This is a genomic window from Endozoicomonas sp. (assembly GCF_051008435.1).
Classification (GTDB): domain Bacteria; phylum Pseudomonadota; class Gammaproteobacteria; order Pseudomonadales; family Endozoicomonadaceae; genus Endozoicomonas_A.
In genome coordinates, this window is the sequence record NZ_JBPCXO010000417.1 from 23702 (window position 1) to 32819 (window position 9118).

The window sequence follows — 9118 nt, forward strand, 5'->3', positions numbered from 1 at the left end:
CCTCAAAGCATATTTATTTGAACCACATCATATTGACTCAGCCTGGCAAAGTTATACTCTGACCAGTTTTTACATTTCTACTTCATGCTGAGCCACTTCCGACACAGCCCCTTAACATCACCTCTCTGCATAAAATCCTTCTGCCTACTCAGAACTTATCCTTCATAATCACCACTGCAGGTTGCCATTGAGAGTGTCAGAACTACTCTATTTACCACAAGATTTTTTTATCCCTAAGCGAACGAAAAATCATCTCAGCCGCCCATGGCTGATTCATGTCAGACTGCAGCCCTATACGTGTATCACAAACTGGGCTAAATCCATGAGATAAGTTTTCAGACGGGGCATGCTAAAGAGTATTTCTGACTTATGCTGATCGATAAGCCCGGCCTCAAGAAAATCCCTCAACCCAGGGCAACGGATATTCTCTGTCGCTACCAGCAGAGCAGTAGCTTTAAACAACAGGTCGATAAAAACAGCTCACCCGTTGAACTTCTGAATCAGCTATACGACAACAGTCAGTGGCAGGATTTGATTATATTTCTCTGTCACGCACTCCCTTCCATTGAGTGTGTCTGGTGGGGGTATCAGTCCGTTTTATCGCTGGACCTGCCCACCCCGGATATTCAGAAAAATGCTGAGAATGCTGTCGCTCAATGGCTCAAAAAACCTGAAGAGACTCATCGTCGCATGGCAGAGGTGGCCGTTGCTCAGGCAGAACTGGACAACCCATGGGGATGGCTGGCTCAGGCAGTCTTCTGGAGTGGCGGCAGTATTACGCCTATTAATGGTCCTGACTGCCCTGCCCCAGCGTTCCTTTATAGTCATGCCGTGGCGGGTGCTCTGGGTCTGGCGGCAATTCTTCCAGACGGCCAGGAACAGGAGAGTCGCTACCAAATGTTTATAGCCTCAGGCATAAAGATTGCCGACGCGCTCCCTCTGGAAGTCTGACTCGCTCTTTCTGGATTTCAGGCTGATCTATCTATTCCCGGTCAGCCTCCTAGGAGATTGATATGGATCGACCGCTCATAGCCTCTCTGGAAAGTGGCGACGAACTGATTGTCTCAGAGCTGCACAGCCATGAGTACCTGGATGACTTTTTCGAGCATCGTGCGGTGGTGCTGGCTAAAAACTTGAATGAGAAGGACTTTCTGGGAAAAGCCATCAGCTTCTGTTATCAGCCTGAAGAAGGCTCCACCCATGTGAAAGAACGCTACTTTCATGGTTACTGCACACGACTGATGGCGCTGGGCGAGATGCGCACCCACGACAGCCACTACTTTGAAGTCACCGCTTCACCCTGGGCCTGGTTTCTCAACCAAAGAGTGAACTGTCGTGTTTTTCAGCAAATGACCAGTACTGAGATCATTCAGTCCATTTGCAAGGAGCATGGTTTTCATCCACAGCTTCAGATCAAGGTCACCGGTGCCTGCAAAAAAGAATACTCAGTCCAGTTCAATGAGAGTGACTGGACCTATATCCGACGCCTGATGGCCAGTGAAGGCTGGTTTTTTTATTTTGATCAACAAAGCGCCCAACACACACTGGTCATCAGTGACTCAAATCGGGCTTTCAACGAATGTGGAGAGAATAGCGCTGAGTTCTTTGTTGACAGTCAGCACCTCGGTGAGGCCATTACCGAATGGACTCATCAGTATCAGGTGCTGTCCGGGGCCTGTGCAACGGCTGACTACAATATTGACCTGGCAGAACCCGTCATAGCCGATATATCCAGAAGTCCTGAATCACTGCCCCACCGTAAAGTTCTGGAACAATTCACCTGGCCAGGGAAGTTCAACGAGAAAAGTCAGGGTAAGCAAGTCACAGACAAAAACCTCAAAAGCATTGACTCGGGATACAGTCTGGTCACAGGAAAAAGCTGCCTGTTCCGGTTTGCTGCAGGCACTCAATTTCAGCTGGTTCATCACCCGAATGCCGCTGAGCAGCAAAAGTATTACCTTATGGAGGTGAAGCACATTCTGGTCACCAATGAAGATGGCCGCTCCATGGAGTACAAAAACCGTTTCAGTTGTATCCCTCTCAGTTTCGAGTGGAAACCTTCCTCCTCTCTGGCAAAACCCATCATGCCAGGCTTACAAAGCGCCACTGTCACCGGGCCAGACAATGAAGAGATTTATCTGGATCAGTATCATCGAATCAAGTTGCAGTTTCACTGGGATCGCTATGGACAGAACAATCAGAACAGTTCCTGCTGGGTTCGTGTGGCTCAGGCTGCTAACGGAGATGGTTTTGGTTGCCAGTTCACACCCAGAATTGGCGATGAAGTGCTGGTCAGCTTTCTCGACAATGACCCCGACCAACCTCTGGTCGTGGGGACTGTTTACAATGGCAAGCATGCCCAGCCCTACACTGCCCCTTCACAACAAGGCATCAAGCTGAAGTCAACGCCCAAAGCTGGCGTAGAAAACTTCAATGAGTTGAGTTTTGAGTGCAAGAAAGATGAAGAACTCATCAATATTCAGGCAGAAAAAGACATGGAAACGCTGGTCAAAAACGATTGCAGCGAGACCATACAAGGCCACTTCAAGTCACTCACCGAAAAAACATCCAGTCGGCAGGTCAAGGAAGATGATGCCCATAAAGTGGAAGGGCTCCAGACTACAGAGGTCACTAAAGACATTCGCCTGAAGACAGACGCCAACTATCAGGTCACTACAGCCAGTGATTACACACAAAAAACCGATGGCAACTATAACCTGACCGTTAACGGCACCACCGCTACCAAAAGCACTGGTGACCTGAGCCTTTCATCCAATGCCAATATTTCTGAAAAAGCAGCAAATACGCTTTCTATGGAGGCCACCAGCATTCATGGAACCGGGAAAAGTTCCATTGAACTGAGCGTTGGTGGCAGCAAAATCTCTCTATCCAATACAGCGGTGGAAATCACCTGTGCTGCCAGTAGCATCAAATTGTCGCCTACTGGCATTGAAATATCCGGCATGCAGGTGGTTGTAGACGGAAAAGTCTCTTCGGAGGTCAAAGGAGGTGTTTCGGCTTCTCTTTCCGGCACAGCCAATGCAGAAGTAAAAGGCACTTTGGTATCCATCAATGGTAATGCCATGACAACGGTGAAAGCCGGTGCAATGGTTCAAATCACCGGTGCTCTGGCGAAAATCAATTAGTTGTCGTTATGAAAGATGAACTGGAAACCACCTCACAGGCACTGCAGATCCTGATCAGCTGGTTACTGCGCTATCTGGAGGACCTCAAGCCTCTGATGCAACAGGATTCTGACTTTAACCAGTCGGCTGATCGGATTGAAGAGCATTCGCTACTGGCAGTGCTGCAACAATACCAGGCATCACATCAGTCTATGAAGCAGAGTGCCCTGCAACTTTCAGAGCATGTCACAGACCTTCTGAAAACAGGGCGACAACTCCATCAGCAATACTCTGACCTTGATCAGTACGATTCAAATGACGCCTACTCCAGGGGAAAAACGCACCGAATGGAGGAGAGGGAATCTTTTCAGCGTTTAGTGGCAGGCATGCAAAATCTGCAGACGAACTTTGAACCCCATTTATTTGATAAGCGAAGTTCTGCTGAAAAAAATCTGCAGGCCCTACAACGAACCTTTCATACCTCTGAACATGACCTGAATTTTTTTGAAACCATCAGAAACCAGAGACACTTCATCAACCTTCAGGATCAGACTTTTTACACACTACGCACATCCAGCTCTGGACTGCTTCAGGCTTTTGAGACGTTCACCCATTCGGTACCGGACTCACTGAAGGGAAGCGCCAGGATCAGCGACTATGAACGTATTTCGAATCGGGACATTGCATCCCGGCTACCACGGCTCTTCAATCAACTCATCAGGACTGCCTCAGCAATACCTCCCTGCAACTATTCAGGGTTGGATAGCTCACTGACCTCCCTGTCAAAGCCGTTGAGGGATATAACCCATATTGTTACACCGAGCTCGATTGGGAGAGCTTCAGACCCAGCAGATTCAAGAGAAAAAAAGCAACAAACCCTGCAGTCCTTTCAGGAACTTGTGAATCAAACTGATCAATTCATTGCCTTACAGAACAACACTCCTATAGAGATCAACCATAGAGCCCGTCAGTATTCTTACTCATTCTCTGCATCCAGCTCCCTTTTGAGTCAGTCGTTTCTGGATAAAAACAATCAGGCCCTGCTGCGTCAGGCAATGATTCTGGAGAATGGGGCCAACTCCGGGATCAAACTGATTAAATCTCTGATCACTGAGCTTCTCACAAACCTGGAACAACTGATCCTTGATCAGCAAAAACAACAAGCTTCGAGTCAACAATTGAACCTGGGCTCAACAGAAGCCGTCCTGCAACAGCTCTCTGCCATGATTCAGGATCTGGACGTGATTCAGAGTTCTCCGGAATACAGAAAAACCAGAAGCCTGAGCCAACAGATCCTGCATCAAACGGAAAGTCTGAAGAGCCTGATCTCAGACTATGTGGCGAGCCCTACCTTAGTGGCTCCAGGCAAAAGAGATAAACCTGACAGGAGCTCAGGGGTCAGCGACAGCGCTTCTATTGCACTGCAACATCAACCACAGCACCTTGAAGCTCTACAGCAAGACTTAATCAGAAACGTCAGTTCTCTGGTCAGCAAGGATTATCGCGATCAGGTTAAGGGGGTACTCAATACCCTGTCCGGGGTTAGCGGCCTGGTGGTCGATCAACGGATCAACCCTCAAGATAACAATCTGCGACTGGAAAGACGTCGACAGGACGCGACGGATCAACTGAAACATCTGATCGACAAGCCAGAGGCTTCGACCCGGCACAGCGCTCTGAAGCAGTTATTTAATCAATCTGTAGACCTGGGTTTTCAGTTTATCGCGAATCAGGTCGATCCTAACGGAACCGATGACAAACCCTCTGCGGGTCGCCAACTCCCAAGGTCTATTGGCAATCTGTTTAAACAGGTCGTTCACCATACCGCCAGCGACTTTATTGACCGGGTCAAGGAAGAGCACCCTGAAAGCCAACAGTTCTTCGACATCACTGCCAAAGGCGTTCAGACCGCCCTGGACTTACTGAAAGATGAAGATGCCCAGGCACTGATCAAAACCGGCCAGCAGCTGGTTGAAAACCTGCTGGACCCCGAAGCCCAGAATAAGATTGATGTTTCCAAAGCCCTGAGTCATGCGTCCAGCCTCGGACTTCGACTGGCTGACAAAGTCATCAATACCGAAACCTTTAAGCCTCTGAACCAGAGTCTGGGATTGTCTGATGCCATCAAGGGTCTTCAGAACTTCCAGAAAGACGGAACGCTGGACTACGTCACTCATCGTTTACTGGGCAAGGGACCTGTGGATACCCCCAAAGCCCGTGCAGAAGTCATTCAAAAAGCCGTCAAGGATGATCCAGTGGTCAGCACAGGTGACAAGGACACGGGGGCAAAACTCAAACTGGAGCCTAAAAAAAACTCAATCTCAGCCACCCTCAAGAGCCTGAAAAACTTCGGCATGAAGGTGACTACCACGGTTCTGGATAAAGTATCAGAGAGTAATCCTTCCATTGCCCCACGACTCAACACCTTACGCAATGTGCTGAGCCAAATAGATGACAAAGGCGTAATAGACCGGGGCATTGACCTGGCTACCGGCGAAACCACGCTGAAAGAGCAATTACCCTACATTCAGGATCTCCAAAGCGATCTGGTCGATGAAGTCAGCAACCTGGTCAGCAAGGATTATCGTGATCAGGTTAAGGGGGTACTCAATACCCTGTCCGGCGTCAGCGGTTTGGTGGTCAATCGTCTGGTCAACCCTCAAGACAGCAACCTGCAACTGGAAAAACGTCGGCAGGACGCGACGGATCAGCTGAAACACCTGATCGATAAACCGGAGGCTTCGACTCGACGCAGTTCTCTGCAGCAACTCTTTAATCAATCGGTAGATCTGGGCTTCCAGTTTATTGCCGACCAGGTTGACCCTAACGGAACGGATGAAAAGCCCTCTCCAGGCCGTCGATTACTGGGGGCGACCGGAAATCTATTCAAACAAGTGGTTCACCATACCGCCAGTGACTTTATTAACCGGGTCAAGGAAGAACACCCTGAAAGCCAACAGTTCTTCGACATCACTGCCAAAGGCGTTCAGGCTGCTCTGGACCTACTGAACGATGAAGATACACAGGCCTTGATTGAAACCGGCAAACAGCTGGTTGAAAACTTGATAAACCCTGAAGCCCAGAATGAGATTGATGTTTCCAAAGCCCTGAGTCATGCGTCCAGCCTCGGACTTCGACTGGCTGACAAAGTCATCAATACCGAAACCTTTAAGCCTCTGAACCGGAGCCTGGGATTGTCCGATGCCATCAAGGGTCTTCAGAACTTCCAGAAAGACGGCACACTGGACTACGTCACTCGTCGTTTGCTAAACCAGGGACCGATTGATACTGCCACAGCCCGCGCAGAAGTCATTCAAAAAGTCATCAAAGACGATCCGGTGATCAGTACAGGTGACAAGGACACGGGGGCAAAGCTCAAACTGGAGCCCAAAAAGAACTCAATCTCAGCCACCCTCAAGAGTCTGAAAAACTTCGGCATGAAGGTGACCACCACGGTTCTGGATAAAGTATCAGAGAGTAATCCTTCCATTGCGCCGCGACTCAACACTTTGCGCACAGTGCTGACCCAAATCGATGACAAAGGCGTGATAGACCGGGGCATTGACCTGGCTACCGGCGAGACCACGCTGAAAGAGCAATTACCCTACATTCAGGATCTCCAAAGCGATCTGGTTGATGAAGTCAGCCATCTGGTCAGCAAGGATTATCGTGATCAGGTTAAGGGAATGCTCAGCACCCTGTCCGGCGTCAGCGGATTGGTGGTCAATCGTCTCGTCAACCCTCAAGACAGCAACCTGCAACTGGAAAAACGTCGTCAGGACGCAACGGATCAACTTAAAGACCTGATCGCTAAGCCGGAATCAACTCCTCGGAAATCTTCCCTCAATAAGCTGTTCAATCAATCCGTAGATCTGGGCTTCCAGTTTATTGCGGATCAGGTTGATCCCAACGGGATCGATGAAAAGCCTTCTCCTGGTCGAAAGTGGCTGGGAACGGCAGGAGATCTGTTCAAGCAGGTCGTCCATCACACGGCCAGTGACTTTATTAACCGGGTCAAGGAAGAACATCCCGAAAGCAAACCGTTCTTCGAAGTCACCGCCAAAGGGGTTCAGGAGGTTCTGGATATACTGACCGATGATGATGCTCAGGCACTGATCAAAACCGGCAAACAGTTAGTTGAGAATCTGGTGGATCCCGAAGCCCAGAATGAGATTGATGTTGCAAAGGCTCTGAACCATGCCGCTGGCTTAGGCCTTAAACTGGCCGACAAAGCGATCAATACCCAAACGTTTGAACCCCTGAACCAGAGCCTGGGTTTGTCCGATGCGATCAAGGGTCTTCAGGGCCTGCAGAAGAATGGCTCGCTGGACTACGTCACTCGCCGTTTATTGAGCGAGGGACCTGTGGATACCCCTAAAGCCCGTGCAGAAGTCATTAAAAAAACCATCAAGGATGATCCGGTGGTCAGTACCGGCGATAAAGACACAGGGGCAAAGCTCAAACTGGAGCCCAAAAAGAACTCAATTTCAGCGACCCTTAAAAGCCTGAAAAATCTGGGTATGAAAGCCACCACTACGGTTCTGGACAAAGTGTCAGAATTTAACCCATCAATGTCGCCCAGGCTGAATACAGTAAAGAATATTCTCAACTCTGTTGATAAGAGTGGCTTTATTGATTTCACCATCGATGCCCTGACCGGGCAGAAAGTCACTGCAGAATCGTTTCAGGGAAATGCCACGCCTCCCTCTCTTCAACCCGCTACACCAGACTTTCCAGCTGGCCCCGTCGGGCTCCCCGCTGCAAGAGCGACCGATATGCATATCTGCTCCATGCAGAATCCACCTCCTGTTTCCGCCCCTCATGTGGGTGGCCCCTTACTGCCACTCCCTACCAACGTTCTCATTGGTAATCTTCCAGCTGCCACCATCGGACAGCCTTGCATCTGTGTGGGGCCGCCTGATTCCGTCATCATGGGCAGCTTTACGGTGCTGATCAATAACAAACCGGCTGTACGAATGGGAGACTCTACTGCCCATGGTGGCACTGTTGTCTTTGGGTGGCCCACTGTTTTGATAGGTTGAGTATTGGATAGCACTTCCAATCCCTATACCCAAAAGAACCACAAGTTTATCCACTCTTTTTAGCACCTCTTGAAATCTAATCTAATATCAAAAAGTTCATTTCATGGTCGAGCTGTCAATTAATGCTGTTGCCCATAATTAGTTCTTTACCATTTTTCCTACTTTATATTGTGACTCAGGTTGTGTCTGCTGCCCCGATTTCATTGGATGTAGCAAACAGTCAAAAATCTATTCTGAATTACCTTTCTGAAGAGCCTCCCGTTTGGGTCGATGCCTTCCATCAGTTCGATACCACAGGTAATCATTCCACAGAAGTTCTTGCCAGGCAGCTTGAAGACCTAATAGAACAATACCAGACCGATGAAAGCGTTTATGAGTATGTTGCCGTTCTGTATCTGTTGATCCTACCCGATCAGAAACTGAGCCGGGCTCGAATCATGTTTGAGAAACTCAGTGCTACAGGTCTGCCAGCTCCAGCCAGTATTCAGAACTATCTTGAGGTGCTGAAGCGACAGGAACACTGGTTTCATGATGTATTGGAAGAGTTTCAGAACCAGTCCGTCATGGATTGGCCTCAACCTCATTACGAAGACTGGCTCCTGAACCAGCTGAAAGCGTTACGACAGTTACAAGATGAAGGCGTCTGGAGTCTGGAGCAACAGTTTCAGAAAGATAACCACCGCCCCTTGACCGCTTTTTTATGTGCCCTGCTGATCATCCAGCAACCATTCTCCCGCTGGCCAGCAGCGGATCAGTTGCTACTGAACTGGCAAAAGCAAGCCCCTGACCAGGAGGCCAGAATTCTTTTGTACCGTACGCTCCTACGAGATCGTTTTGCACCGGGCGAGCAACTCACTTCTTATGACAACCGGAACTTCCTGGGCCTGAAGCTGTTTGCAAGCGCTGATGAGCAACCCTCGTTAAAAGAAGAATCGGATCGTTTGCTGGCAA

Annotated in this window: 4 protein-coding genes; all 4 read left to right on the forward strand. The window is 49.2% G+C overall.

The window, feature by feature from the left end; genetic code table 11:
* The first annotated feature begins 369 nt into the window (after positions 1 to 369).
* Positions 370 to 951, forward strand: coding sequence for a DUF6931 family protein (locus ACR2PX_RS21100; RefSeq protein WP_434001332.1), 582 nt, complete (start codon positions 370 to 372; stop codon positions 949 to 951).
* A gap of 62 nt (positions 952 to 1013) precedes the next feature.
* Positions 1014 to 3146: a type VI secretion system Vgr family protein gene (locus tag ACR2PX_RS21105; protein WP_434001333.1), complete on the forward strand. Its 2133-nt coding sequence runs from the start codon at positions 1014 to 1016 to the stop codon at positions 3144 to 3146.
* A gap of 8 nt (positions 3147 to 3154) precedes the next feature.
* Positions 3155 to 8167, forward strand: a complete 5013-nt coding sequence (locus tag ACR2PX_RS21110) for a PAAR domain-containing protein (RefSeq protein ID WP_434001334.1) — start codon at positions 3155 to 3157, stop codon at positions 8165 to 8167.
* Between the two features lie 182 nt (positions 8168 to 8349).
* A partial coding sequence (locus tag ACR2PX_RS21115; RefSeq protein ID WP_434001335.1) for a hypothetical protein occupies positions 8350 to 9118 on the forward strand: 769 nt, incomplete at its 3' end.

Excerpts from the sequence above, each read along its gene's own strand:
- ACR2PX_RS21100 (WP_434001332.1), top strand. The coding sequence starts at position 370 with ATGCTGATCGATAAGCCCGGCCTCAAGAAAATCCCTCAACCCAGGGCA.
- ACR2PX_RS21105 (WP_434001333.1), top strand. The coding sequence starts at position 1,014 with ATGGATCGACCGCTCATAGCCTCTCTGGAAAGTGGCGACGAACTGATT.
- ACR2PX_RS21110 (WP_434001334.1), top strand. The coding sequence starts at position 3,155 with ATGAAAGATGAACTGGAAACCACCTCACAGGCACTGCAGATCCTGATC.